This window comes from Pseudomonas sp. O230, from assembly GCF_045447035.1.
Taxonomy (GTDB): Bacteria; Pseudomonadota; Gammaproteobacteria; order Pseudomonadales; family Pseudomonadaceae; genus Aquipseudomonas.
Map to the genome: position 1 here is coordinate 48,822 of NZ_JBJGXN010000006.1, position 25,655 is coordinate 74,476.

Below are 25,655 nucleotides of genomic sequence, written 5' to 3' on the forward strand. Positions count from 1 at the left end.
AGTCGGCGGGCTGGATCGTCAACGGGGGCACGGCTGCGGCAAGCGGGCGCGACAGCGTGTCGCAGTTCTCACTGCGCACCTTTTAAGAGCATTACTTCTCTTTCTCAATTGACAATCATTATCATTAAGAATAATTTGTCGCTCGATGTGCAGGACGGCTCCGATTCTCTTGTCGTCCCACGACCCCATTTGCAGCAAGGTGATTTCCATGACGGAACAAGTATCCACAAGCAGGTGCGATTCACCGCTACTTCAGGCATTCGTGGACAATCGACTGATTCTGGTCAAGATTGCCGCGCGTATTACCGGCTGTCGGTCACGTGCCGAAGATGTGGTTCAGGATGCGTTCTTCCGTCTGCAATCGGCGCCGCAGATCACGTCCTCGATCAAGGCTCAGCTCAGTTACCTGTTCCAGATCGTGCGTAACCTGGCGATCGACCACTACCGCAAACAGGCGCTGGAACAGAAGTATTCGGGGCCTGAAGAGGAAGGGCTGAACGTGGTGATTCAAGGTGCCTCGCCGGAAACCTCGCACATCAACTTCTCGACCCTGGAAAACATCGCCGATGCGCTGACGGAGCTGCCCAGCCGCACCCGTTACGCCTTCGAGATGTACCGCCTGCACGGTGTGCCGCAAAAGGACATCGCCAAGGAACTGGGTGTTTCGCCGACCCTGGTGAACTTCATGATTCGTGATGCGTTGGTGCATTGCCGCAAGGTGTCGGGCAGTCGCGCGGATACCTTCGCCCGTCGGTAAGGTCCGACATTTGCGTCTCCCCCATCGCGGGCAAGCCCGCGCCCACAGGGTTAGCGCTTAACCTGTGGGAGCGGACTTGCCCGCGATGACGGACTCAGGACCGACGCAGGTCTTGAGCCTTATTTATCAAACCAACCCACACCGCTCAAAAAACCGCTCCCGCCCCAAGACCATCAACGCCGCGCGCTTGTGCGGGAAGTCGAACTCTTTCTCGCAATGAAACCGCTGCCCCTGCATGTACCCGATCATCTTCGCGTTGTCGGCACGCGGCTCGGCGACCACTCGCTGGGTGCGTGGATCGTCGAGCAACAGGTAATGCGCCAACGCCGATAACCAGCTCGCCACCTTGTGCGGACCCCGATGGTTTTCCTCGCCGACCAGCATGTGAATGCCACGGTCGTAATCGCCAGCATCGTAGAACGGCGCAATGCGGTCTTCCTTGGCCCAGTAGGCTTCGAAATAGGCAAACGGCTGATCATCGAAACAGCCGATCAACGTCACAGTGTGCGGATCGGCGTCGAGTTTGCTCAGGTATTCGCGATGCTGCTCGAGGCTGCCCTCCTCCTGCCAGAAACTCGCCACCCGCGCACTGTTCTGCCAGCGATTGAATCGCGCCAGGTCCAGGTCGATGTCCAGCGTTCGCAGGGAAATCCACGCTCCCAGTCGCGCATCAAAGCGCCGATAGACCTCACCGCGCGGTTTCACCGGGCGCAACGGGTGACGTTTGCCGCCGCTGATCACCATTTGCTGTGGGTAGCTACTGGTCAGAGACGTGCCCAGCCAAGGCTGCGGCAATTGCCAGAACAGCGTGCGCTCGCAGCGATACTGGCCAGCGAGTTCGGTCGGGATCAGCAAACCGCTGAGCAAGGCGTCGGCAGGGACGTCATCAAGGTGCCAGGTCAGGCGCTGGCAAGCCGGGTCGCGGGCAAACAGCCAATAGCCGGCGGCCCACACGGCCTGAGTATCGACCCCTGTCTCGACGCGCACCTGCAACTCGGGCTCACGGGTCAGCCGCAGGCTAATCAGCGGCTGCTCGTCCAGGCTCAGGCTCAGGCGGTCTTCGGTTTCATCCGCGACAAGGCGACTGCCTGTCGGCAAGGCCAGGGCAGTCAGGTCATTCAGATTGGGCATGGGTCGGGCTCACGATAATCGTCGACAGTTCAACGAAGTGACGTGAGCCAGCGCGGGAAATTTAAGGGAAGTCGGCAAAAACGCCGCTAGGCGACGCGATCTCAGCTGCCCGGAACCGGCACCACGGCGATCTTGTACGGATCGAAAATCTTCAGCATCTGGCCGTTGTCCCGCAACCCTTGCAGCAACTTGCCGAAGGCCTCGCCGCTGATTGGCGCTGAAGGGCGAAGAATGGCGTAGTGGTGATAGATCTGATCGACACGCTCGGACACCAGCAGCTGATCAGCGACTTTCTCATTACGCAACAGGTAATCGCTCAGGTAGGAGCGCGTCACCAGGGCAATGTCGGCACGCCCGCGCAGCACCATCAGCAGGTTGCTGTCGTGGGAATAGGTGAGCGTGGCGTTGTAGTTTTGCGCGAGGACCTTGGGGTCGGCATTGAAGTTGGCGAATTCGTAGTGATAGCCGCTGAACAGTGCCAGACGCTTGCCAGCGAGGTCGGCGAAATAGTTCTGCTGACGATTCGGTATACGTTGCGCGACAAAAATCTCGGCGTCTTCCAGGCCCATGTCGACGCTGGTGTGCGGAATGTCTTTCCAGCCCCAGTTCGGGTTCTCGAAAATGGCCATGTCCACCCGGCCTTGCTTGAAGTCACCGAAGCGCCGCGGTATGGACGTCGGCACCAGCACAAATTGATAGTCGGTTTGCAAGGCATTGAGCGCCTCGACCAATTGCGGCAGCAGGCCGGTGTCGGCACCGGATTCGGGGCGTACGGTGTAGGGCGGAAAATGCGCGGCACCGACCCGCACCAGTTGCGCCGCCGGGGACGGCAACACCCAAAGCGCTGCAAGCGCCGCCAGAAAAAGCCGCGAGGCCGTCCGAATTGGCGAAGACATCAAAACAACCCACTCCCCAAAAAAGTACGCATCAATTTATTCAAGCTAGGCGGTTTCGGCCACTTAGCCAGTTTCCTGCGGCCCCGGGCACTACTATTGTTTTTCTTTCAGCACCAGAATCAGCGCCTCATCGGCCAGTTGATCGAGGTTCACGCTACCATCTGCGCGGTACCAGGTCGTGGTCCAGGACAGCGCACCGGTCAGAAAACGCCGGGTGATGAACACGTCGCCGCGGATAAATCCCGCGTCCTTGGCCTCCCCCAGCACCTGCAGCCAGAGGTCTTCATAGATGTCGCGCAGCGCCAACACCTTCGCCTGCCCGTCTTCGGACAGCGAACGCCATTCATACACCAACACCGCCATGGCCTCACCGCTGCCGCCCATGATCGACTGCAACTCACAGCGAATCAGCGCCAGCACGCGCTCGCGCACATTTTCGGCTTCGGCGATCGCGGCACGCATCAACGCGGTGTTGTAGCGAATGGTTTCTTCCATCACCGCCCGCAGGATCTCGTCCTTGCTTTTGAAGTGATGAAAAATACTCCCCGACTGAATGCCCACCGCGCCAGCCAGATCGCGCACCGTGGTGCGCTCATAGCCTTTATTGCGGAACAGGTGAGCCGCCACTTGCAGCAGTTTGCCACGGGCGCTGTCCGGGTCGGTCAACTGGCCGCTGTCGACCAGTTCGCGCATTACCCTCAGGGCTTTTTGCTCATCCACCCGTTCTCTCCTACAGTCGTATTCACCGCTAAAACAGCGGGGTTGCGCGGGCAATTTAAGCTGACGAAGGCAACCAAGCAAGCGCTCGGGCAGAAGTAATTTAAGGCATTTACAAACCAAGCGCTTGCTTGGTAGTCTCGTTGCACGTTTGTGGGAGGTGGCTATGGAAAGGGCTGTGCCTGAAACTGTTCGCATCGGTTGCGCCAGCGCCTTCTGGGGTGACACTTCAACCGCCGCCGCGCAACTGGTGGAAGGCGGGCGTCTGGATTACCTGGTATTCGATTATCTGGCCGAAATCACCCTGTCGATCATGGCCGGGGCGCGGATGAAAGATCCCCAGACCGGCTACGCCAGCGACTTCATCGAAGTCCTCAGCCCGCTGCTCACTAAGCTCGCCGCGCAGAACATTCGCGTCATCAGCAACGCCGGCGGCGTCAACCCACAAGCCTGCGCCGCGGCCCTGCAAGCAGCCTGCGACAAGGCCGGCGTGGCGCTGAAAATTGCCGTGTTGCTGGGCGATGACCTGCAACCGCAGTTCAAACAACTGAGCACCCGCGGCCTGCGCGAAATGTTCAGCGGTGCGCCCCTGCCGCCGATGTGCGTTTCCACCAACGCCTACCTCGGCGCGCCGGGCATTGTCGAAGCCTTGCGCCTGGGCGCGGACATCGTCATCACCGGGCGCGTGGTCGACAGCGCCGTGGTCAGCGCCGCGCTGGTGCATGAATTCGGCTGGTCCTGGCACGACTACGACAAACTCGCGCAAGCCGCATTGGCCGGTCACATCATTGAATGCGGCGCCCAGTGCACCGGCGGCAACTTCACCGATTGGCGCGACGTGCCCGACTACGAACACATCGGCTTCCCTATCGTCGAAGTCAGCGCCGACAGCCAGTTCATTGTCAGCAAACCCGAAGGCTCCGGTGGCCTGGTCACGCCACTGACCGTCGGCGAGCAGATGCTCTATGAAATCGGCAACCCACAGACCTACTTCCTGCCCGACGTGGTCTGCGATTTCACCCAGGTCAAACTTCAGCAACAAGGCAAAAACGCGGTTCAGGTGCATGGCGCCAAAGGCTTGCCGCCGACCGCCCACTACAAGGTCAGCGCGACGTATCCGGACGGGTTTCGTTGCACCGCCAGTTGCCTGATTGCCGGGATCGATGCGGTGGACAAGGCGCGGCGCGTCAGCGAAGCGATCATCAACAAGACCTCGGAAATCTTTAGCCAACGCGGCTGGTCGCCCTACAGCGAAGTCAACATTGAACTGCTCGGCAGCGAGGCCACGTACGGCCCGCATGGCCAGCGTCAGGACAGCCGCGAAGTGGTGATCAAACTCGCCGTGCGCCATCCGAGCAAACAGGCGCTGATCGTGTTCTCCCGGGAAATCGCCCAGGCCGCCACCGGCATGGCACCGGGGCTGACCGGGATCGTCGGCGGACGGCCGACGGTGTATCCGCTGATCCGGCTGTTCTCGTTCCTCATCGACAAAAGCGCCTGCACGCTGGACATTGATCTCGACGGGGAACGCCATCCATGCGCCCTGCCCACCCTCGACGCGCTTGCCACCGCGGACTTGCCGGTGCCGATTGACCCACCGAAACCCACCGGTCGCGCCGATGCCAGCGTGGCCCTGATCAAACTGGCGATCGCCCGCTCCGGTGACAAGGGCAATCACAGCAACATCGGCGTCATGGCCCGCGAGCCCGAATACCTGCCATGGATCGCCGAGGCCCTGACCCCGGCCGTGCTCGTCGACTGGATGCGTCACGTGCTCGACCCGGTGCACGGCCGCGTCGAGCGCTGGTATTTGCCGGCCACCCACAGTCTGAATTTTTTGCTGGAAAACGCCCTTGGCGGCGGTGGCGTGGCCAGTCTGCGGATCGACCCGCAAGGCAAAGCCTTCGCCCAACAACTGCTGGACATCCAGATTCCGGTGCCGCAGCGCATCGCCGACCAGGTCAACTAGAGGACTGCCGCCGTGGCCTACGATTCGATTTTCAAAGCCGATCTGTTTGCCGGCCAAACCATCATCGTCACCGGCGGCGGCAGCGGCATTGGTCGTTGCACCGCCCATGAACTGGCGGCCCTCGGCGCCCATGTGCTGTTGATCGGGCGCAAGGCCGACAAACTGAAAAGTGTCGCCGCCGAGATTGCCGAAGACGGCGGCAAGGCTGACTGGATGACCTGCGATATCCGCGAGGAAGAAGCGGTCACGCATCTGGTCAGCGAGCTGATCCGCCAACACGGGCCGATTCACGGTTTGGTCAACAATGCCGGCGGGCAATACCCGTCGCCGCTGGCCTCGATCAATCAGAAAGGTTTCGAAACCGTGATGCGCACCAACCTGGTCGGCGGCTTCCTGATGGCGCGCGAAGTGTTCAACCAGTCCATGAGCAAACACGGCGGCGCCATCGTCAACATGCTCGCCGACATGTGGGGCGGCATGCCCGGCATGGGTCACTCGGGCGCCGCGCGTTCGGGCATGGACAACCTGACCAAAACGGCTGCATTCGAGTGGGGTTATGCCGGGGTGCGGGTCAACGCCGTCGCGCCGGGCTGGATCGCCTCCAGCGGTATGGACACGTACGAAGGCGCGTTCAAAGCCGTGATTCCAACCCTGCGCGAACACGTGCCACTGAAACGCATCGGCACCGAGTCGGAAGTCAGCGCGGCGATCGTGTTCCTGCTCAGCCCGGCCGCGGCGTTTGTCAGCGGCAGCACCTTGCGCATCGACGGCGCGGCGAGCCTGGGCGGTCGGGCGTGGCCAATTCACAAGGCGACGAACAGTGAGTCGTACAACGGTTTCCACCGCGCTTACTTGCCAGACGTGCTCAAGGACAAGGAATAAGTCATGCCGGTGATTCAGTCGCAAGTCGACCCGAACAGCGAACAGTTCGCCCAAAACCGTGCAGCGATGCTGGCCGGGATCGAGCAGGTCCGTCAGCTCGAACAGAACCTGCTGAACAAAGCGGCCGAAGCCAAACCGAAGTTCGACAAGCGCGGGCAATTACTCCCCCGTGAACGCCTCAATCTGTTGCTCGACCCCGGCGCGCCGTTCCTCGAACTGGCGAGCCTGGCCGGCTACAAACTGCATGACGACAAGGACGGCAGTTCGGCGGGCGGCGGCTTGATCGCCGGGATCGGCTATGTTTCCGGCGTGCGGGTTCTGGTGGTGGCGAACAACAGCGCGATCAAGGGCGGGACGATCTCCCCCAGCGGGCTGAAAAAATCCCTGCGCCTGCAACAGATCGCCCTGGAGAACAAACTGCCGGTGATCACCCTCGCTGAAAGCGGCGGCGCCAACCTCAATTACGCCGCAGAGATTTTTGTCGAAGGCGCGCGCAGCTTTGCCAATCAGGCGCGGATGTCGGCCATGGGTTTGCCGCAGATCACCGTGGTCCACGGTTCGGCCACGGCGGGCGGCGCTTATCAGCCAGGGCTGTCCGATTACGTGGTGGTGGTGCGTGGCAAAGCCAAACTGTTTCTCGCCGGCCCGCCATTGCTGAAAGCCGCGACCGGAGAAGTGGCCACCGACGAAGAACTGGGGGGTGCCGAAATGCACGCGCAAACCGCCGGCACCGCTGAATACCTGGCCGAAAACGATGCCGATGGCGTGCGCCTGGTGCGCGAGATAGTCAGCCTGTTGTCATGGAATGATCAGTTGCAGTGGGTCCCCGAACGCCGCTATCAAGAACCGCTCTACCCCATCGAAGAACTGCTCGGGCTGATCCCCGACGACCCGAAAAAACCCTATGACGTTCGCGAAATCATTGCACGAATCGCAGACGGCTCGAACTTCCTTGAGTTCAAGGGGGAATTCGATCAGCAAACCATTTGCGGCCACTTGCACATTCAGGGCCGCGCCTGCGGATTCATCGGCAACAATGGCCCGATTACGCCCAAAGGCGCGAGTAAAGCCGCGCAATTCATCCAGCTGTGCGATCAGAGCCAGACGCCGCTGCTGTTCTTTCACAACACCACCGGGTTCATGGTCGGCACCGAATCGGAACAGCAAGGCGTGATCAAGCACGGCGCGAAGATGATTCAGGCGGTGGCCAACGCCCGCGTACCGAAACTGACCATCGTCGTCGGCGGCTCCTATGGCGCCGGCAACTACGCGATGTGCGGCCGTGGCCTCGACCCGCGGTTCATCTTCGCCTGGCCCAACAGCCGCACGGCGGTGATGGGCGGCGCGCAGGCCGGCAAGGTGCTGCGCATCGTCACCGAGGCCAAGCAGCTCAAGGACGGTTTGGTGCCCGACCCGAAAATGCTCGACATGCTGGAGCAGGTCACCGCGCAGAAACTCGACAGCCAGTCCACCGCGCTTTATGGCAGCGCCAGCCTGTGGGACGACGGTCTCATCGATCCACGGGACACCCGGACCCTGCTCGGTTACTTGCTGGACATCTGTCATGAGGCCGACGTGCGGCCGCTGCAAACCAACAGTTTTGGCGTAGCCCGGTTCTGAGCCGGCCAGAGGAGAACAATAAAAATGATCTTCACCCAGGAACACGAAGCACTGCGCCGCACCGTTCGCCAATTCGTCGAGCACGAGATCAACCCGCACGTCGAGGAATGGGAAAAGGCCGGGCGATTTCCCATCCACGAGATCTTCCGCAAGGCGGGTGAGCTCGGCTTGCTGGGGATTTCCAAACCGGAAAAGTTTGGCGGCATGGGGCTCGACTACAGCTATTCGATTGTCGCCGCCGAAGAGTTCGGCACCATTCATTGCGGCGGCATTCCGATGTCCATCGGCGTGCAGACCGACATGTGCACCCCGGCGCTGGCGCGTTTCGGTTCCGATGAACTGCGTGAAGAATTTCTGCGCCCGGCCATTACCGGCGAACAGGTCGGCTGCATCGGCGTTTCCGAAGTCGGCGCCGGTTCCGACGTGGCCGGGCTGAAAACCACCGCCCGCAAGGACGGCGACGACTACGTGGTCAACGGCAGCAAGATGTGGATCACCAACTCGCCAAGCGCCGATTTCATTTGTCTGCTGGCCAACACCTCGGACGACAAACCGCACATCAACAAGTCGCTGATCATGGTGCCGATGACCACGCCGGGGATCAGCCTCAGTTCGCACCTGGACAAGCTCGGCATGCGCAGTTCGGAAACCGCCCAGGTGTTTTTCGACAACGTGCGCGTGCCGCAACGCAACCGCATCGGCCATGAAGGCGCCGGGTTCATGATGCAAATGCTGCAGTTTCAGGAAGAACGCCTGTTCGGCGCGGCGAACATGATCAAGGGCCTGGAATACTGCATCGACAGCACCATCGAATATTGCAAGGAACGCAAAACCTTCGGCAATGCGCTGATCGACAATCAGGTGATCCACTTCCGCCTCGCCGAATTGCAAACCGAAATCGAATGCCTGCGGGCGCTGGTCTATCAGGCCACCGAGCAATACATCAAAGGTCAGGACGTCACGCGTCTGGCGTCGATGGCCAAACTCAAGGCCGGGCGGCTGGGCCGCGAAGTCAGCGACAGTTGCCTGCAATATTGGGGCGGCATGGGCTTCATGTGGGACAACCCGGTGGCCCGCGCTTACCGCGATGTGCGGCTGGTGTCGATTGGCGGCGGCGCCGACGAAATCATGCTGGGGATCATTTGCAAACTCATGGGCATCCTGCCGGGGAAAAAGAAATGAGCACCCTGCCGGTTTGTCAGACGTTACTGCTCGAATCGCATAACGGCGTGCTGCACATTACCCTCAACCGCCCGGAAAGCCGCAACGCCATGAGCCTGCTGATGGTCGCCGAACTGCGCGCGGTGTTGTTGGCTGTGCGCGACGACCGTGCGATTCGGGCCTTGGTGATCGGCGGTGCCGGTGGACATTTCTGTGCCGGTGGCGACATCAAGGACATGGCCAACGCCCGTGCTCAGGGCGCGGGCGCCTATCGCGATCTGAACCGCGCGTTCGGCGCGCTGCTGCAAGAGGTGCAACATGCGCCGCAAGTGGTGATCACCGTGCTGCACGGCGCGGTGCTGGGCGGCGGTTTGGGGCTGGCCTGCGTCAGCGATGTCGCCCTGGCGGATCACCAGGCGCAATTCGGCCTGCCGGAAACCAGCCTCGGCGTGCTGCCCGCGCAGATTGCGCCGTTTGTGGTTCAACGCATCGGTTTGACTCAGGCCCGGCGCTTGGCGCTGACGGCGGCGCGGTTCGATGGCACCCAGGCGCGGCGCATGGGGCTGGTGCATTTTGTCGAGCATGACGCGCAAGCCTTGGCCGAGCGTCTCGGTGAAATTCTGGCCCATGTGCTGTGCTGCGCACCGGGGGCCAATGCGACGACCAAAAAGTTGTTGCTGGCAAGTGCCGGACAGCCTTCGGGGGCGCTGCTGGATGAAGCGGCCGAGTGGTTCAGCGAAGCGGTGACCGGGACGGAAGGCATTGAGGGCACGATGGCTTTTGTGCAAAAGCGTAAACCGGGGTGGGCCATTTAAAAGCATCGCTGGCAAGCCAGCGCCTACAAGGGTCTGCGTCGTTCACAACCCCTGTAGGAGCTGGCTTGCCAGCGATGAGGCCATCACTTTCACCGCAATCCCAAGGGAATAAACCATGCCCGCCCTGAAAAAAATCCTGATCGCCAATCGCGGTGAAATCGCCTGCCGTATCCAGAGCACCGCCCAAGCGTTGGGCTATCGCACCGTCGCCGTCTTCAGCGATGCAGACGCCAACGCCCTGCACGTGCAAATGGCCGACGAAGCCGTCAACATCGGCCCGCCCCCGGTGCAGCAGTCGTACCTGAACATCCCGGCCATCCTCGACGCCGCCCGACGCACCGGTGCCGATTCGATCCACCCCGGCTACGGCTTCCTTTCGGAAAACGCCGAATTCGCCCGCGCCTGCCACCACGCCGGCCTCACCTTCATCGGCCCCAGCCCCGAAGCCATCGAATTGATGGGCAGCAAACGCCTGTCGAAACTCGCCATGCTCGAGGCCAATGTGCCCTGCATCAAAGGCTATCAAGGCACCGCGCAGGACGACGCGACCCTGAGCCGCGAAGCCGAGCGCATCGGCTTTCCGCTGATGATCAAGGCCAGTGCCGGCGGTGGTGGGCGCGGTATGCGTCTGGTGCACGACGCCGGGGAATTGCTCGCGCAGATTCGCACCGCGCGCTCCGAGGCATTGCACGGGTTTGGCAGTGACGAACTGATCCTCGAACAAGCGCTGATCGACCCGCGTCACGTTGAGGTTCAGCTGTTCGGCGACCAACACGGCAACCTGATCTACCTCGGCGAACGCGACTGTTCGATCCAGCGCCGCCATCAGAAAGTCATCGAAGAAGCGCCCTGCCCGGTGATGACCGCCGAACTGCGTCAGGCAATGGGCGAAGCGGCGCTCAAGGCCGGTCGCGCAGTGAATTATGTGGGTGCTGGCACTGTGGAGTTTCTGCTGGATGCACACGGAAAATTCTACTTTCTGGAAATGAACACGCGGTTGCAGGTGGAACACCCGGTGACCGAACTGATCACCGGCCTCGACCTGGTGGCGTGGCAGTTGCACGTTGCCGAAGGTCTGCCGTTGCCGCTGCGTCAGGAACAGGTGCACCTCAACGGCCACGCCATGGAAGTGCGCCTGTATGCCGAAGACCCGACCCAGGAATTTCTCCCGCAGACCGGACGCATCACCACCTGGGAACCGGCCATGCAGAGCGGAGCGCGGATCGACCATGGGCTGATCGAAGGTCAACACGTCAGCCCGTTCTATGACCCGATGCTGGGCAAGATCATCGCCCACGGCGCCACCCGTGAAGAAGCCCGGCGCAAGTTGTTGCGCGCGGTGCAGGACAGTGTGCTGCTGGGCCTGCCGAGCAATCAGCGCTTGCTCGCCAGCCTGCTGGAACATCCACGCTTCATCAGTGGTGAGTTCAGCACCGGGTTCATCCCGACGCATTTCGCCGACCATCCTTGTTTGCATCCGCATAACCCGAGCGCTGAAGAACTGGCGATTGCGGCGGCGCTGTTCTATCAGGCTTCAGCACAGGTTCATCCCGCCGCGCTGGCCGGTTGGCGCAACAACGCCAGTGTGCCGCTGCACTATCGCATCGGCCTGGAGGATCGGGACTGGCCGGTGCAATTGAACGCGGTACCAGGCGAACCGTACCGGATTGAAGTCGCGACTCAGGCCCTCGTACTGAACCTCATCCAGTGCGACGGACGCTGGGTCACTCTGGAGATCGACGGCATCCGCCAGCGTCAGGCCTATCGTCTGGAGGCCGGACAACTCTGCCTGTTCACCCGCCCCGGCAGCCTGCGTCTGGAGGACCGCACGCAAGCGCTGGTCAACGGACAGGCCAGCATCAGCTCCGGCACGCTGAAGGCGCCGATGGACGGCGCCATCGTCGACGTGCTGGTCGCGGAAGGCAGCCCGGTCCGTAAAGGCCAACTGCTGGTAGTGCTGGAAGCAATGAAAATGGAGCATCCGCTCAAGTCCGGCATCGACGGCGTGCTCAAACGCTTGCAAGTCAGGGTCGGCGATCAGGTAAAAAATCGGCAGATTTTGTTGGAGGTCGAATAAGCCGCTAGGCGGATCCGTCGGGTTTGGCTACGCTCAAGCCCTATCAGGATGCGGATACCGGGAAACCTTCAATGCCTCACTGGCTGGTGATTGATCTGGAAGCCACCACCGATGAGGGTGGCTGGCCAGTTACGGAAATGGAAATCATCGAAATCGGCGCCACGCTGGTGGACCGAAAAGGGCGTGAGCAGGACCATTTCCAGCGCTTCGTGCGACCGTTGCGACGGCCCCTGCTCACGTCGTTTTGTCGCGAGCTGACCCACATCACCCAGGCCAATATCGACTCCGCGCAGCCGTTGACCGAAGTCTGGACGGCCTTCGAACGCTGGCTCGCGCAGCATCACTCACGCCTGGAAGGCTGGGCCAGTTGGGGCGATTACGACCGCAAACAACTGTTGCAGGAATGGCAGAAGTTGCAACTCGACAGCCAACTGAGCCGCGTTCCACACATGAACCTCAAGCAACGCTTTGCCAAGGCCCGGCGGCTGGAACGCCCGCTGGGGCTCAACGGCGCCCTGCAACTGGCCGGCATGCAGTTCACCGGCCAGCAGCACCGGGCGCTGGAGGATGCGCGCAATACAGCGCGTCTGTTACCGCTGATTCTCCCGCTCTAGAGAGGTGACGGCGCCAAGGGCCTTGTGCATACTGGCCGGCCCTTTTTAGCCCTTTTCGAGGAATCGCCCATGTTTAAAGTCAACGAGTACTTCGACGGCACCGTCAAGTCGATCGCCTTTGGCACCGCTGAAGGTCCGGCGACCATTGGCGTCATGGCTCCGGGCGAATACGAATTCGGCACCAGCCAGCGTGAAATCATGCACGTGGTGACCGGCGCCCTGACCGTGAAACTGCCAGACAGCACCGACTGGGAAACTTTCGCCGCCGGCAGCCAGTTCAACGTGCCAGCCAACAGCAAGTTCCAACTGAAAGTGGCCGGCGACACCGCTTACCTGTGCGAATACCGCGGCTAAAACCGCGGGTTTTCATAGCGCAAAAAAATGCCCGTGTCCTTTTGGATACGGGCATTTTTCATTCCAGGGCGCTTACTCCAGGATCGTGACCGGCATGCCGACTTCGAGTTGGCCGTTGCCGTCATTGACCAGATTCTGGCCAAACATCGCACCGTCTTCCTGGGCACGATACTTCTGCAAGGTTGCGAGCGGCTCACGATCATCGCTACGTTCGCCGGTTTGCGGATCGATGGTGGTAAGAATGCAACGCGAGCACGACTTGACCACGCGGAACTCGACGTCGCCGATACGGATGCGCTTCCAGCCATCCTCGGCATAGGCTTCGCTGCCCTCGATCACCAGATTCGGTCGAAAACGCAGCATCTCCAACGAACGCCCGACTCTTTGCGAAAGATCTTCAAGGGACGCCTGCCCGATCAGCAGCAACGGGAAGCCATCGGCAAAGGCCACCTTGTCGTCGTCCTTGCCATACCCTGACTGAGTGGTCCGTGCGCGATCAACCGGCACTTGCACCAGGCGAGTCGGCTTGCCAATGAACTCACTGACCCAGGCCCCGGCCGCATCGCCGGCATCAGGCACACGCAAGGTGTCGCGCCAGATAGTCACGCCACGCAGTTCAGCGTCGCTGGCAGGCAAGGCAATATCGATCGGCGTATGACCGGGAGCGCTGAGAGTCAAGCCGCCTTGGGTATTCCACAACGCCGATAGCTGACTCATCTGCGCCACCGCACGCTGAGTCAGGAAGCGCCCGCTGGCCTCGTCCACCAGCATCCAGCGTCGATCCCCGTCCAGCCCCAGTTTGTCGAGACTGACCTGTTGCAGGGGCTCGCCTTTGCCGGATTTCAACGGATAACGATAAAGCGCGCTCAGACGCAGCATGACCAGCTCCCTGGAGGACAAAAACGCCACCCTATACGAGCTTGATCGGCGAATCAAAGATCAAAATCCCTTGTAGGAGAAAGCTTGCTCGCTCCTGCAAGGAGTGCTGTGTATTCACGCAGGCACTTCGTCGAGCATCAGGCGCTGACGCACCACGTCGACCAGTTTGTCCGGCTGGAACTTGGAGAGGAAGTTATCGCAGCCAACCTTCTTGACCATCGAGTCGTTGAAACTGCCGGACAACGAGGTGTGCAATACCACATAGAGTCCGCGCAGACGCGGATCGTTGCGGATCTCGGTGGTCAGGCGATAGCCGTCCATTTCCGGCATCTCGGCGTCGGTGAAGATCATCAGCAGTTTGTCGGTCATGTTCACGCCGGTATCCGCCCAGCCTTTGAGCATGTTCAGCGCTTTCAAGCCATCGCTGGCAATGTGCATCTTCACGCCCAACTGGCCGAGGGTGTCGCGCAACTGCGAGAGCGCCACGTTGGAGTCGTCCACCAGCAGCACCTCACGGCCACGGGCGCGCTCCAGCACCGGATCGTCGAGCTTGTCGCGGGACACCTTGGCGTTGTACGGAACGATTTCGGCGAGGACTTTTTCGACGTCGATAATCTCCACCAACTGGTCATCGACCTTGCTGATGGCCGTCAGGTAGTGCTGGCGGCCGGCGCTGGTCGGCGGCGGCAGGATGGCTTCCCAGTTCATGTTGACGATGCGGTCCACACCACCGACGAGGAACGCCTGCACCGAACGGTTGTATTCGGTGACGATGATCGTGCTGGTAGGGCTTGGCACCAGCGGACGCATGCCGATCGCCTGGGACAGGTCGATCACCGGCAACGTCTGCCCGCGCAAGTTGACCACGCCGCAGACAAACGGATGGCGCTGGGGCATCAGGGTCAGTTTCGGCAGTTGCAGCACTTCCTGCACTTTGAAAACGTTGATCGCGAACAATTGCCGCCCGGCCAAGCGGAACATGAGAATTTCCAGGCGATTCTCACCCACCAGTTGCGTGCGTTGGTCTACCGTGTCGAGAATGCCGGCCATCAATGACTCCTGGTCTTGTTCTGATGAATTCACTAAAGAGGGTTATCGGCTGTTTTTTCCGGACCTTGACCCCGATGCAAAATGCCATGCTCAGGCATTGATGTCACATTAACATCATGCTTTACTGACGCCATCACCTCATCTGCTTCATTCCCTGCGGCGAGACCACGTTTCGTCCGTTAGGTTCCCGCGCGTAAGGGATTCCCCTAGTAACAATCAGGCCCAACCTGATATTCGCAATATCCAATAGCCATTAATGTGACGCCATTCTCATTGCATGAACGGAGTCAGGCTTTTGTGTGCGATCGCAGGTCAGTGGCCATCCACCCTCTCGAACTCGTCAGCCTGCAGACAGCCGGGCTGGAGCGCGATCTCACGACGCCACGGCAACGCCATGGCGCTGATCATCTTCGCCGACACACACAACATTCCCTCACTTGACATGACGTTGTGGAGATAAGCATGCCGAACGACCGTAAAGAGTGGGCCCAACGGCTTCCGGAGTTTCTCGTCGAAGCTGAAACGCTCCTGGCCAAATCCGAGGAATGCCTGAGTCATTTGCAACTGATCAGCAATGACAACGACGCCATCGAATGCATGCTCAGTACTCTGCTCAAGTTGGCCAGCAAGGCCGATGCCCTCGCCCTGGTCGCCGTTTCGGAGTTTTCGCTGCACATTCACGGCTTGCTGAACCATGCCCAAAACCATGTCGACCTGCACGCTCAGGCGCTGGATGCCTTGAAAGACTGCTTCACATTGATAGCCTGGCAACTCGAACTGATCGATCAGACCACTGGCCAACTCAGTCTCGATGACACTGAACAGTCCTCGTTGATCGCAGCCTTTGCCTACCAGGTCGGTCAAAACCAGTTTCAGCCACCGGTTAATTCAAAACCGTTCCGACTCGTTTCCTTTTCGGATCGACAAGCTTAATTTCACCCGCCAACTACACCGTGGTTCGTATTCATATTGCCAAGGTGCCATTTTGTAACTTGAGCACGCTCATGTCGCAATTGAATACTTCATACCTGCCAGCGACAGCCCGATACAAATAACTATTTCCCGCCGAACTTTTCATTGTGGAACAACCGTCCAAAATCTCTTTTTCCTGACTGTATAGACATATATACCGAACGCGACCAACGGTATGTTAAGTGGTATTATGCCGACCATTAGTTGACGTCAATTAATGGCAGAGTGACTCAGACAGAGACCCGTCAGTCAATTGGACCGGTCTGCCCGCAGCGAACATCCATTGGCTCCATCCGCTATGTACGCCAGCCTCAAGTCAATCACCATGTGGCCCCCTTCCCGAGTAAACGCACGTCGGTTCACGCTTTTGCTGTGTACCTGCTCGGCGCTCGGCAGTCTGCTGATCTATGGCCTGTCCACGCGGTTGCCGCTAAGTCTGCTGGTGCTCAATTTTGCAGCGCTGACATGCGTCTGGGTGCAACATCGCCTCTCGCGCAAGTCGATAAAGTTCGAGCCTCAAGAGCTTGCCGACCGCTTATTGAAGGTTCAGGAGAACGAACGCCACCGGCTGAGTCGTGAACTGCATGACGATATTGGTCAGTTATTGACGGCGGCAAAACTTCAAAGTGAATGGCTTAAACGCCGAATGCCTGAAGAACTGCAAGAGCAATGCGTAGCGCTCTGCGACACCTTGGAAGAAACACTGACCAAAGTGCGTGACGTATCGGCCATCCTCAACCCCAGACAGCTGACCAGTCTCGGGCTGGAAGCCAGTCTGCGTGCACATTTGCTCAAGACACTGGGCAACACGCCGGTGCACTGGAGCCTGGAATGCCATTCACGCTTGACCGGCATCCCCGAAGAAATGGCGGTGGCCGCCTTCCGAATCACTCAGGAAGCGGTGACCAACATACTGCGTCACGCCGAGGCGAAAAACCTGTTGGTCCGCCTGCAACGCCAGCCTCAAGGCTTGACGCTGTTGATCAGCGATGACGGCCTGGGTTTCGCGCCGGCGACGGATCCGGGTCGTGAGGGCCAGCGCGGAATGGCCGGGATGTTGGAACGTATCGATCAGTTGGGCGGCACACTCAGCGTCACCAGCGAACCGGGCAAAGGCACTCAAATCGAAGCTCTCTTCCCCTGGGCGCCACGTGCGCTCGAACGGGCCAGTACGAATAAGGTTATGCGTTGACTTGTAACTTACTTCTGGTGGATGACCACTCGCTTATCAGGGCTGGCGTGCGCGCTCTGGTGCTGGATATTCCGGGCTATGCCGTCATCGGCGAGGCCAATGACGGTTCGCAGCTGCTCGAAATGGTTGAGCAGCTGTCTCCAGACATCGTGCTGCTGGATATTTCCATGAAGGAAACCGGTGGCCTTGAAGCCTTGCAACGCCTCAAGCGCGTACGCCCGCAAAGCAAGGTGCTGATTCTGTCGATGCACACCGATCCGGCGCTCATCATGCAGGCTCTGGAATCCGGCGCCCATGGTTACCTGCTCAAGGACACCACGGCCACCGAACTCGAACATGCCCTGGATGCCTTGCGTAATAACGAGCGTTACCTGAGCCCGGCCATTGCCCATACGGTCATCAACCAGGCACTGACCCGGAACCAGAAACATCAGCCTGAACCCGCCGACTCGCACAACCTGACGGCACGTCAGTTGGAAATCCTGCGGCTGATTGTTCGCGGAAAATCCACCCGGGAAATCGCCAACGGACTGGGCTTGAGCATCAAGACGGTCGAAACCCACCGCTCGCAAATCATGAAGCGTTTGCAGATTTACGACGTGGCAGGCCTGGTATTATTCGCCGTGCGCGAGCAGATCATCAGCCTGGACGATTGATCGTTGCCGGAACGCTCAGCAGCGGCGAGCCCTCAGGCAAATGCACCCACAGTGCTGCCGGGCGCGCCGAGAAGCGAAGGCTGTCGCCTTGCAGTGGTTCACCATCGAGATTGATGTAAAGACCTTCCGAGACCTTGATTTCGACCCATGGCAAACGGGCACGCACAAACATGCTGTCGATCCCGAAGCCATCGGCGAGCAAGCTTTTCAACGTACCGACCACTTCCTGCGGTGCAGGCAGAATGCTGATATCCAGCAGACCGTCGTCCGCCAGCGCCTGCGGGCACAGCACGTGACCACCGCCCGCTTGGCGGCCATTGCCGATGCCCAGAGCCAACAGCTCGCCACTCCACTGAAAATCCGGGCCATGCAGCTCGCCATAGGCCGCATGCAATTCACTGAAACGTGATAAACCCGTGAACAGGTAGGCCGCGCCACCGAGCACTTTCTTCAAGTCCTCGGAGGTATTTGCCGTGACCTGACTGCCGAAGCCGCCCGTGGCCATGTTCAGAAACACCTGCCCACCGACCTCCCCCAGATCGATGGCCCGCGGTTCAGTGTCCAGAAGATTCAAAGCTTGGGCGGGTTCCAGAGGCACGCCGGCAGCACGTGCGAAATCATTGGCGGTTCCCAACGGCATCAGCACCAGACTGGCCTGTGTCGACTGCGCAGCCATGGCCTCGGCAATATCACGCAACGTTCCGTCACCGCCCCCAGCGATGACCTGCCTGTAACCCGCCGCCAGCGCCTCATCCACCAGGCGCTGTGCGTCACCGGCCTCCCAAGTCAATCGAACAGCCAACTCCCAACCTTGTGCGCGCTTACCTTCGACCGCCGCACGGACCTCCTCATTGACCGCCTGCTTGCCATGCAGAATCAACAGCGCCTTGCGTTCGCTCATTGTGATCACTCCCATGTTTGCATTCCGTATGGGGGATGTTGACCGCGATGCACACCATAAAAGTCGCAGGAAACTGAATTATTTCAAGGAGCCGCAGATTGAGGTCCTACAAGGTGGGATTTTTTCTTACAAAACCTGAGGAATCGGCTCAATTGACCGACCCGTTTGATTGGTACACCTTGGTGCCTGCGGTTTATCAGTCATCAGCAGGAACTACAGGGACGTACCATGCAAACCCATGACATCAGGCTACCGGGCATTGCGGTTGCACCGCTCGCAGAAAGGCGGGCCAAACAGCGAGCCGAATTCAATGACAACGCAAAATCCACTGGAGAAATTGAAATGGAATCTCGCGTCGTTGAACTGGAAACGCACCTCGAATACATCCGAAGAGACATGGATGAAATCCGTAGTGACGTCAAATCGATCAAACACAGGCTTGCCTATTCAGCGGGTGGAACAGCCGTGATACTCGGCCTTCTGGGCTGGATCGCCAACAGTCGTTTCGACCAGCTCGTAGCACTCGTCGTACATTAAGCGTCAGCCATGAAGGCAAAACCAGGCTTGATCAACCGGGTTCGCGTGGCCCGCGTGAAGCGGGTATCAGCCCAATACTTCGCTCAGCGGGATGAAATACACACTGTCACCTTCGATCAGCGTGCGATCCTCCAGCACTTCAACCAGACCATCGGCCCAGGCTGCACTGCGCAGTACACCTGAACTCTGATTTTTGTAAATGATTGCCCGGCCGTTTTCCAGACGTCCACGCAAGTACTCGCGCCGACTGCCGGCTTTGGGCCAGGCAAACCCTGCCGGCACCTGAAATTTCAGCGGTTCAACCACTTTCACGCCCTGGCGGCGCAAAAGATAGGGCCTTGCCAACAAGGCAAAGGTCACCAGGGTCGACGCCGGGTTGCCGGGCAATCCGATCACTGGAACCCCACGAAAATGTCCGAAGGTCAGCGGTTTTCCCGGTTTGATAGCGAGTTTCCACAATGTCAGCTCGCCCTCTTCCCGTAAGGCAATGCCCAGAAAATCAGCCTCACCCACCGACACGCCACCGGTCGAGAGAATCAGGTCGACGTCTGTCAAACTGGCAAGACGGGCACGAGTGGTCTCGAGGTTATCTGGAAGAATACCGGCGTCGATCACTTCACAACCCAAACGCTGCAACCAGCTACAGAGCAACACACGATTGCTGTTGTAGATCTGGCCAGGCCCCAGCGCCTGACCCGGTTCAACCAATTCATCACCGGTGGACAATACGGCGACACGAACTTTGCGAATCACCTCCAGCTCTGCGCATCCCAGTGATGCAGCCAAGCCCAGCTCAATCGACCCAAGGCGGGTACCCGCTGGCAGAATCAATTCACCGACGGTGGTTTCCTGGCCTTGTGGGCGGATGTTTTGTCCTGGCGCCAAGCCTTCGGTGAAACGGACTCGTTCATCCGCCTGGACTTCGGCGTTTTCCTGCATCTCGACGCAGTCGGCCCCAGCAGGAACCGGCGCACCGGTGAAGATTCGCGCGCAGGTGCCGGGCGTCAAAGGCTCCGGAGCGTTGCCTGCAAAAATCTTTTGGCTGACCACCAACGGCACTCCCGTCCAGTCGGCCGTGCGCAAGGCATAACCATCCATTGCACTGTTGGGCCATGGAGGAAGATCAAGCGTCGAGACCAGGTCGTCGGCCAGAACACGGCCCTCAACCTGCGCCAGGGGCAAGCGCTCACGCTCACGAATCGGCGTGGCTTCCGCCATTTCCAGCAAGCGCGCCAGTGCCGCTTCGACAGCCAAGAGGCTGCCCGTCTTGCCTGGCTTACCCACGGGATTCACAGGGTGCCGCCTGTTTCAGATGAGGGACGAAATTGCATGGGCGATGCCGCGAATCCAGTTGCTCGGCAAGAATACCGTCCCAACCGGTTCGCACTGCGTTGGTCGAGCCGGGCAAGCAGCAGACCAGCGTGCCATTGGCCAAGCCGGCCAAGGCGCGGGACTGAACAGTGGAGGTGCCAATATCCGCCACCGATATCTGCCGAAAAAGCTCGCCAAAACCATCGACCTGTTTGTCCAGCAGGCAGCTCACCGCTTCAGGCGTGCTGTCGCGCCCGGTGAATCCCGTGCCGCCCGTGATCAGAACAACTTGCACCACATCATCGGCAATCCAGTTGGCGACTTGCGCGCGGATTTTGTAGAGGTCATCTTTGAGCAGGACCCGAGAGGCCAGGTTATGGCCAGCAGCGCTCAAGCGGTCAACGAAGACCTGGCCTGACGTGTCAGTTTCCAGAGTACGGGTATCGCTGACAGTCAGCACCGCGATGTTGAGCGGTGCGAAAGGTACATCAGCCTTGGCTTTCATAGGCTCGTCCAGTTGTAGGAGAAACAGCCCGGTGTTATATCACAGCGCCTCCTTTTTTCGCCGCCCCCATGGAGACCTGCCATGACCTCGAATACACATTTGCCACCCTGCTCCATTCTGCTCCTGGCGGGGGGGCGCGGCCAACGCATGGGCGGTCAGGACAAAGGGCTGATAGAGTGGCACGGCGAACCCCTGATCGCGTATCTGCATCGCAAGACCCGACCGTTGAGCGATGACCTGATCATCTCCTGCAACAGGAACCTGGAAAAGTATGCGCCCTACGCCGACCAGTTGGTCCATGACGACGCAGGCGATTTCCCCGGTCCGTTGGCCGGCATGCGTGCTGGCCTGAGGGCTGCTCGTCATGCACATCTGCTGGTATTGCCTTGTGACGTACCCCGCATCGATGCCGCGCTGCTCCACAGCATGCGCGAAACCGCCAGCCAGCATCCGGACAAACCGCTGATGCTGCGCCATGGCGAACACTGGGAACCCTTGCTGTGCATCATTCCGGCGACCCTGCGCGAAGCGTTCGACAGTGCCTGGAATGAAGGCGAACGCAGCCCGGGGCGTCTCATGCGCAAACTGGGTGCTACGGCGCTGCAGTGCCCCGACAACGATCCGCGCCTGGCCAACCTCAATACACCGGAACTGTTAAGTGCCCACAACACTGTGTCAGACTGACACGAGAATGAACTTGCGCGTGTCGCCAACGTCTCAAGCTCAGTTACTAAAAGAATTCACATTCGGAGACACACTCATGACTCAACGGACCCTCGCCGCTTTCATGCTCGCACTCGGCCTCGCTACCCTTGCCGGTTGCGCATCGCCTGCAGTGATCACCTTGAATGATGGTCGCGAAATCCAGGCTGTCGACGCGCCAAAATACGATGAAGAATCGGGTTTCTACGAATTTGAACAGTTGGACGGTAAACAAACCCGCGTCAATAAGGACCAAGTTCGTACCGTCAAAGAGCTGTAATTTTTGCGCCACCCACCGGATACAGAAAAGCCCGCTTTATGCGGGCTTTTTCATGGCTGAAGATCGGCCATCACCATTGCAGGGTGATAGCGCTTTCGAAGTTTCTTTCCTCTCCCGTTACCGGGTCCACAAACCGTAGCCCTTGTGCGAGCAACTTCAAGGGATTGGCATAGTCATCTTCGACGTCCTTGAGCACCTGCGGGTAGAACGGATCATTGCAGATGCTGGCACCCAAAGCCGTCATGTGCACTCGCAACTGATGCTTCTTGCCTGTCACCGGGTAAAGCGCATATCGCCAGAGATCACCGTTCTTCTCCCTGACCTCGACAGCCGTCTCGGTGTTGCAGGCGCCCGGCCCCTCCTGCATGCGGAAGAAAGGCTCGCCATCAACGAGCCGACTCTTATGGACCAAGGGAAAGGCCAGTTCCGGCAATCCCTTGGCAATGGCCTCGTAGCGCTTTTCAATCTGCCGCGTTGGAAACAACGACTGATACGCGGAGCGGCTCTGAGGGTTGGCTGAAAACAGCACAAGCCCCGCCGTATGCCGATCAATGCGATGCAACGGCACCAGATGCGGGTTATCCAGCCGACGGATCAACCGCCGCAACAGCGTCTGCTCGACATATTCACCGGCCGGCGTCACAGGCAGGAAATGCGGCTTGTCTGCCACCACCAGGTGCTCGTCCGCGTACAGAATCGACTCGATTACAGGGATCGGCTTTTCGTCCGGCACTTCCCGAAAATAGTGAATCCGCAGGCCTTCCTTGTAAGGAAGATCAAGGGCGATTGGCGCACCGTGCCCATCGAGGACACGACCCCGGGCGATTCGATCCAGCCATTGCTCGCGACCGATGGCGCTGAAGTGTTCGCACAGGCAATCGAGTACGGTCTGCCACGGGCCAGGCGGCAAGTAGAGCGTACTGGCCTGGCTGTGTGCAGCAGAAAAAGTTGAAGTGGACATACGGAAGTTCTGACCCTCATTGCAGGGCGGCATTATCCAACAGTGGCCGAACCGAACCTAGCAGAGAATCCTCAGGCCGGGATCGACTGCGTGCGCGCCGCCGCTTCGGTGAACTCCTTGAGCCAGCGCAACACATCGACCGCTTCCCAGCGCCCCGGATCATAAATCGCGTACAACAAGCCCTGATAGCCCACGACATCCAGCTGCCGGTGATAACCCGCGCGCTGGAACAGCGCTTCGATTTCGGCGAAACAGGTATTGAAATGCAGCTTGTTGAACGGGGTCTTACCTTCCGTGACCAGGCCATCCAGACGCAATTCGATGACGGCCTCACGCACTACGTCCACCGACATCCGGTTCACGCTGTTCTTCAATTGTTCGACATTGACCAAGATTCATCCCTCTGACTTCCGGGATCGCCTGCCTGAATCCGCAACAAAGAGAACACGACAGGAGATCGGCATAACTGTATGCACATACAGTAACCGAATAACCTCAATTGCGCCAATGACCGAAACGGGAACAGCGACGGGTGGGAATCTCGAAACCTGTCGAGGTCAGCGCAGAAACGCCACGACCTGGTCGGCACTGAATGGCCAGCCCAGATCAGCGCCGGTATCGACTCGCCGTAACACTGGAATACGCAGGCTGTAAGCTTCGAACCATGATTCATCGTCAGCGATATCCACCAGTTCGACCAGCAGACCGCGCTCGACAAACTCCATCAGCATAGCTTCGGCCACTTCGCAGAGATGGCACCCAAGGGTGCCGAAAAGCTGACATTCAGGAAGCATGATCACTAGACCCGGTAATGTGAACGCTTATTCTAGGCCCGCTATCAGGAGCAGTCGAGCCAATGACTCAGACGCCCAGGCAACGGCGCATTTCAAAGTTTTTCGGCAACTCCCTGACTTAAATCATTCAAGCACAATGTCGTTTACGCGATGCTCGCGGCTTTTTTGCCTCTACGCTTGAGTAACTCGCGCCCTGACCGGAGTTTTTTGTGTTCGCCAACCTGTTGATCATCCTCGCCTCCTCCCTGGTGGTCATTGCACTGTTCCAGCGCCTGCGCCTGCCACCGGTGCTGGGTTACCTGTGCGTGGGGTTGATGATCGGACCGACCGCATTCAACTGGGTCCATGAAAGCGAGGAGTTGCCTGACCTCGCCGAGCTGGGCGTGGTGTTCCTGCTGTTCTCCCTCGGGCTGGAGTTTTCCCTGACAAAAATGCTCGCGTTGCGCCACGTCGTGTTCCGGCTGGGCGGCCTGCAAGTACTGGTCACGGCGCTACTGCTCGGGGGGTTACTGATGTTGCTCGGAATGTCGGTAACCCCTGCGCTGCTGCTCGGCGCCGGTCTGTCACTGTCTTCCACCGCTATTGTCAGCAAGGAGCTGGGCAGTCTCGGTGAGATTTTCAGCAGTCACGGCCAGAATGCCATTGCGGTGCTGCTGTTTCAGGACGTCGTGGCGGTGTTGCTGCTGACCCTGGTGCCGGCGTTCGCCGGCAATAGCGATCAGCCTTGGTATTGGGCGCTGCCTCTGACGCTGGGCAAGACCGTTGTGCTATTCGTCGGGCTGTTGCTGACCAGTCGCTGGTTGCTGCCGCGCCTGTTCCATGAAGTGGCGGCGGCGCGCTCCGCCGAGCTGTTTGTGCTGCTCGCGCTGGTCATTGTGTTGCTGACCGCCTGGCTGACTCACCTGCTCGGTCTCTCCCCTGCCCTGGGGGCGTTTCTCGCCGGCATGCTGCTGGGGGAAAGCCATTATCGCCATCAAATCGAAGCCGATATCCGTCCGTTTCGCGACATTCTGCTCGGGGTGTTTTTCGTCAGCATCGGCATGTTGATCGACTTGCAGTTATTCGCCAGCCACGGCCTGCTGATCCTTGGTCTGACCCTTGGTCTGCTGCTGATCAAAGGCTGCGTGGTCGCGCTGTTGGCCAAATGGCACGGCAGCGATGGCGAGACCGCCTGGCGCAGCGGTCTGGCTTTGGCCCAGGGCGGCGAGTTCTGTTTTGCGCTGATGGCGCTGATGCAACAAAACAAACTGATGCCCGCAGATTTTGGTGGCTTGCTGCTGGCCGCGACCTTTTGTTCGATGCTGGTCACGCCGGTGCTGCTGCGCGCGGCGCCTCGCATCGCAACACGTCTGCATCGCAAGCCCAACGAAGAGGCAAAACTCGAGGAAATCAGTGCGCTCAATGCCGGGCTGAACGGCCATGTGGTGATTTGTGGCTACGGCCGGGTCGGTCAGTCTATCGGCCGTTTTCTTCGGCATGCGCAACAACCCTACATCGCGCTGGACAACGATCCGGTACGTGTTCAGGAGGCGGCCGTTGGTGAAAGCTGCGTGCACTATGGCGACTCGCGTCGTGGTGAGTTGCTGGTCGCCGTCGGCCTGGAGCGCGCCAGGCTGCTGGTGATCGCCGTGGACCAGACCGACATCGCGCTGCTGATCCTCAAAGAGGCTCGCCGGTTTAACCCGAGCGTGCCGATCCTGGTCCGCACGCGGGACGACAGCCAACTGACCGAGTTGAAAGAGGCCGGCGCGAGCGAGGTTGTGCCCGAGTTGCTGGAATCCAGCCTGATGCTCGCCTCCCACGCGCTGATCATGCTGGGCTTGCCCGGGCAGCAGGTGCAGGACCGGGTCGATCTGGTCCGACGTGACCGTTATCGTATGCTGCACGGTTTTTATCCCGGTGCCGACGATGAGGAAACCTGA

Annotated in this window: 27 protein-coding genes; 16 read left to right on the top strand and 11 right to left on the bottom strand. The window is 59.7% G+C overall.

All coding sequences use genetic code 11. The annotated features are described in order from the left end of the window. Positions 1-208 precede the first annotated feature (208 nt). Positions 209-757 (top strand): RNA polymerase factor sigma-70, encoded by a 549-nt coding sequence (locus ACI77H_RS13800; protein ID WP_017339972.1) that lies wholly within the window; start codon positions 209-211, stop codon positions 755-757. Positions 758-883: 126 nt separating this feature from the next. Here the strand turns inward: ACI77H_RS13800 and ACI77H_RS13805 are convergent, their stop codons facing one another. From ACI77H_RS13805 to ACI77H_RS13815, 3 genes are all read right to left on the bottom strand, one after another. After that, a complete protein-coding gene (locus ACI77H_RS13805) occupies positions 884-1,888 on the bottom strand; it encodes a GNAT family N-acetyltransferase (protein WP_407012381.1) in 1,005 nt (334 codons plus the stop codon). A 101-nt stretch (positions 1,889-1,989) separates the two neighbouring features. Further along, a complete protein-coding gene (locus ACI77H_RS13810; RefSeq protein ID WP_407012382.1) occupies positions 1,990-2,784 on the bottom strand; it encodes a substrate-binding periplasmic protein in 795 nt (264 codons plus the stop codon). Between the two features lie 93 nt (positions 2,785-2,877). Beyond that, on the bottom strand, positions 2,878-3,504 hold the full coding sequence (locus ACI77H_RS13815) for a TetR/AcrR family transcriptional regulator (RefSeq protein ID WP_407012383.1): 627 nt from the start codon (positions 3,502-3,504) through the stop codon (positions 2,878-2,880). Positions 3,505-3,679: 175 nt separating this feature from the next. Between ACI77H_RS13815 and ACI77H_RS13820 the strand changes: the two genes are divergently transcribed. From ACI77H_RS13820 to ACI77H_RS13855, 8 genes are all read left to right on the top strand, one after another. Continuing rightward, positions 3,680-5,470: an acyclic terpene utilization AtuA family protein gene (locus ACI77H_RS13820; protein ID WP_407012384.1), complete on the top strand. Its 1,791-nt coding sequence runs from the start codon at positions 3,680-3,682 to the stop codon at positions 5,468-5,470. A gap of 12 nt (positions 5,471-5,482) precedes the next feature. Continuing rightward, positions 5,483-6,352, top strand: a complete 870-nt coding sequence (locus tag ACI77H_RS13825) for an SDR family oxidoreductase (RefSeq protein WP_150635823.1) — start codon at positions 5,483-5,485, stop codon at positions 6,350-6,352. A 3-nt stretch (positions 6,353-6,355) separates the two neighbouring features. Continuing rightward, positions 6,356-7,972 carry a geranyl-CoA carboxylase subunit beta gene (gene atuC, locus ACI77H_RS13830; RefSeq protein ID WP_407012385.1) on the top strand — a complete coding sequence of 539 codons (1,617 nt, stop codon included), beginning with the start codon at positions 6,356-6,358 and terminating at the stop codon, positions 7,970-7,972. A gap of 24 nt (positions 7,973-7,996) precedes the next feature. Beyond that, positions 7,997-9,154 (top strand): citronellyl-CoA dehydrogenase, encoded by a 1,158-nt coding sequence (gene atuD / locus ACI77H_RS13835; RefSeq protein WP_407012386.1) that lies wholly within the window; start codon positions 7,997-7,999, stop codon positions 9,152-9,154. After that, entirely contained in the window at positions 9,151-9,948 is a 798-nt protein-coding gene (locus tag ACI77H_RS13840) for an enoyl-CoA hydratase/isomerase family protein (RefSeq protein WP_407012387.1), read from the top strand. The genes atuD and ACI77H_RS13840 overlap by 4 nt, the downstream gene beginning before the upstream one ends. Positions 9,949-10,063: 115 nt before the next feature. Beyond that, positions 10,064-12,025 carry an acetyl-CoA carboxylase biotin carboxylase subunit gene (locus ACI77H_RS13845; protein WP_407012388.1) on the top strand — a complete coding sequence of 654 codons (1,962 nt, stop codon included), beginning with the start codon at positions 10,064-10,066 and terminating at the stop codon, positions 12,023-12,025. Between the two features lie 71 nt (positions 12,026-12,096). Beyond that, positions 12,097-12,639: an exonuclease domain-containing protein gene (locus ACI77H_RS13850; protein WP_407012389.1), complete on the top strand. Its 543-nt coding sequence runs from the start codon at positions 12,097-12,099 to the stop codon at positions 12,637-12,639. A 69-nt stretch (positions 12,640-12,708) separates the two neighbouring features. Then, the gene (locus ACI77H_RS13855) at positions 12,709-12,993 is read left to right on the top strand and encodes a pyrimidine/purine nucleoside phosphorylase (protein ID WP_407012390.1); all 285 of its coding nucleotides are present in this window, start codon (positions 12,709-12,711) and stop codon (positions 12,991-12,993) included. A 72-nt stretch (positions 12,994-13,065) separates the two neighbouring features. On the opposite strand, the gene ACI77H_RS13860 is transcribed toward ACI77H_RS13855, so the two are convergent. Beyond that, on the bottom strand, positions 13,066-13,872 hold the full coding sequence (locus ACI77H_RS13860; protein ID WP_407012391.1) for an MOSC domain-containing protein: 807 nt from the start codon (positions 13,870-13,872) through the stop codon (positions 13,066-13,068). 114 nt (positions 13,873-13,986) lie between these two features. Then, positions 13,987-14,922, bottom strand: a complete 936-nt coding sequence (locus ACI77H_RS13865) for a chemotaxis protein CheV (protein WP_008030297.1) — start codon at positions 14,920-14,922, stop codon at positions 13,987-13,989. Positions 14,923-15,384: 462 nt separating this feature from the next. Here ACI77H_RS13865 and ACI77H_RS13870 point away from each other — a divergent pair, with 462 nt between their 5' ends. The 3 genes from ACI77H_RS13870 (at position 15,385) to ACI77H_RS13880 (ending at position 17,742) form a co-directional block, all read left to right on the top strand. Next, complete coding sequence (locus ACI77H_RS13870; protein ID WP_407012392.1) at positions 15,385-15,855, top strand: hypothetical protein; 471 nt, start codon at positions 15,385-15,387, stop codon at positions 15,853-15,855. 337 nt (positions 15,856-16,192) lie between these two features. Further along, complete coding sequence (locus ACI77H_RS13875; RefSeq protein WP_407012708.1) at positions 16,193-17,086, top strand: sensor histidine kinase; 894 nt, start codon at positions 16,193-16,195, stop codon at positions 17,084-17,086. Beyond that, positions 17,083-17,742: a response regulator transcription factor gene (locus ACI77H_RS13880; RefSeq protein ID WP_150632209.1), complete on the top strand. Its 660-nt coding sequence runs from the start codon at positions 17,083-17,085 to the stop codon at positions 17,740-17,742. The genes ACI77H_RS13875 and ACI77H_RS13880 overlap by 4 nt, the downstream gene beginning before the upstream one ends. On the opposite strand, the gene yegS is transcribed toward ACI77H_RS13880, so the two are convergent. Further along, positions 17,726-18,643 carry a lipid kinase YegS gene (gene yegS, locus ACI77H_RS13885; RefSeq protein ID WP_407012709.1) on the bottom strand — a complete coding sequence of 306 codons (918 nt, stop codon included), beginning with the start codon at positions 18,641-18,643 and terminating at the stop codon, positions 17,726-17,728. The genes ACI77H_RS13880 and yegS overlap by 17 nt on opposite strands. A gap of 228 nt (positions 18,644-18,871) precedes the next feature. Between yegS and ACI77H_RS13890 the strand changes: the two genes are divergently transcribed. Then, positions 18,872-19,180 (top strand): hypothetical protein, encoded by a 309-nt coding sequence (locus ACI77H_RS13890; protein ID WP_407012393.1) that lies wholly within the window; start codon positions 18,872-18,874, stop codon positions 19,178-19,180. Between the two features lie 66 nt (positions 19,181-19,246). Here ACI77H_RS13890 and glp read toward each other — a convergent pair whose 3' ends face one another. After that, a complete protein-coding gene (gene glp, locus ACI77H_RS13895; RefSeq protein ID WP_407012394.1) occupies positions 19,247-20,473 on the bottom strand; it encodes a gephyrin-like molybdotransferase Glp in 1,227 nt (408 codons plus the stop codon). After that, on the bottom strand, positions 20,457-20,996 hold the full coding sequence (moaB, locus tag ACI77H_RS13900) for a molybdenum cofactor biosynthesis protein B (protein ID WP_407012395.1): 540 nt from the start codon (positions 20,994-20,996) through the stop codon (positions 20,457-20,459). The genes glp and moaB overlap by 17 nt, the downstream gene beginning before the upstream one ends. Positions 20,997-21,077: 81 nt before the next feature. Between moaB and mobA the strand changes: the two genes are divergently transcribed. Then, a complete protein-coding gene (gene mobA / locus ACI77H_RS13905) occupies positions 21,078-21,680 on the top strand; it encodes a molybdenum cofactor guanylyltransferase MobA (RefSeq protein WP_407012396.1) in 603 nt (200 codons plus the stop codon). Positions 21,681-21,756: 76 nt separating this feature from the next. Beyond that, a complete protein-coding gene (locus tag ACI77H_RS13910) occupies positions 21,757-21,978 on the top strand; it encodes a YgdI/YgdR family lipoprotein (protein ID WP_407012397.1) in 222 nt (73 codons plus the stop codon). A gap of 70 nt (positions 21,979-22,048) precedes the next feature. Here the strand turns inward: ACI77H_RS13910 and ACI77H_RS13915 are convergent, their stop codons facing one another. From ACI77H_RS13915 to ACI77H_RS13925, 3 genes are all read right to left on the bottom strand, one after another. Further along, positions 22,049-22,939, bottom strand: coding sequence for a pseudouridine synthase (locus ACI77H_RS13915; RefSeq protein WP_407012398.1), 891 nt, complete (start codon positions 22,937-22,939; stop codon positions 22,049-22,051). Positions 22,940-23,010: 71 nt separating this feature from the next. Beyond that, positions 23,011-23,331 carry a transcriptional regulator gene (locus ACI77H_RS13920; protein ID WP_407012399.1) on the bottom strand — a complete coding sequence of 107 codons (321 nt, stop codon included), beginning with the start codon at positions 23,329-23,331 and terminating at the stop codon, positions 23,011-23,013. A 165-nt stretch (positions 23,332-23,496) separates the two neighbouring features. Continuing rightward, positions 23,497-23,733 carry a glutaredoxin family protein gene (locus ACI77H_RS13925; RefSeq protein ID WP_407012400.1) on the bottom strand — a complete coding sequence of 79 codons (237 nt, stop codon included), beginning with the start codon at positions 23,731-23,733 and terminating at the stop codon, positions 23,497-23,499. 209 nt (positions 23,734-23,942) lie between these two features. On the opposite strand from ACI77H_RS13925, the gene ACI77H_RS13930 reads away from it, so the two are divergent. After that, entirely contained in the window at positions 23,943-25,655 is a 1,713-nt protein-coding gene (locus tag ACI77H_RS13930) for a cation:proton antiporter (RefSeq protein ID WP_407012401.1), read from the top strand.